The 908-nt window shown below is 44.6% G+C and carries 1 protein-coding gene; it reads right to left on the reverse strand.

Annotated features, from left to right (window positions below):
• Positions 1-38: 38 nt before the first annotated feature.
• Positions 39-908: stage V sporulation protein AD (gene spoVAD / locus MOC86_RS26200; protein ID WP_268586835.1), on the reverse strand; the 870-nt coding region annotated here is incomplete at its 5' end.

Here is a 908-nt window from a genome sequence, read left to right on the forward strand (position 1 = left end):
ACCGCCTACAACAAAAGCCCAAAAGAAAATCATGACTATTATTCACCTCCATATTCAATCGATACAGCATGAGCGATACAAGGAATGGTTTCCTTTTGTTGATAGCTTAAAGGTGATAATAAAGCGCCTGTGGCGACCACCAATATTCGTTTGAACTCCCCTTTTTTCATACGATTTAATAAATGACCATACACCACCGTGGCCGAACACCCTGCTCCACTAGCTCCAGCTAGTACGGGCTGTCCTTCTCGGTAAATCATGAGTCCACAATCCTGGTACTGTTCTTCACGAATCGGAGTCCCATGTTTTTTAAATAAATCTAGAGATATGTCACGTCCAATCCGACCAAGATCTCCTGTAACAATCAAATCATAATAAGAAGGATCCAGATTTCGCTCCGTTAGGTGAGCCTCAATGGTATCGACGGCAGCTGGAGCCATAGCTCCTCCCATATTAAACGGGTCAGTCATCCTCATGTCGATTACGCGACCAATCGTAGCAGAAGTAACACAAGGCCCCTCCCCAGAATCACTTAATAGGGCAACTCCTGCGCCTGTCACGGTCCATTGGGCGGTAGGCGGTTTTTGACCGCCGTATTCCGTTGGATAACGAAATTGTTTTTCAACTGCGGTATTGTGACTAGAGGCTCCTGTTAGCAAGTAGTTGGCTCCTTTTGTGTTGACAAGGTAGGCGCCAAGAGCTAGTCCTTCCATTGAGGTTGAACAAGCACCAAATAATCCGATATAAGGGGCTCCAAGTGTTCGACAAGCAAAACTCGTAGGTGTGATCTGATTGATGAGATCCCCTCCAAGGAAAAATTGAATTTGCTCCTTTTGAAGATTGGCTTTTTCAATAGCTTTTTGACAGGCTTCTTCTAGAAGAACCTTGTGAGCTTTTTCATAAGAATC

This window comes from Priestia endophytica, assembly GCF_026790145.1.
GTDB classification, from domain to species: Bacteria; Bacillota; Bacilli; order Bacillales; family Bacillaceae_H; genus Bacillus_I; species Bacillus_I endophytica_A.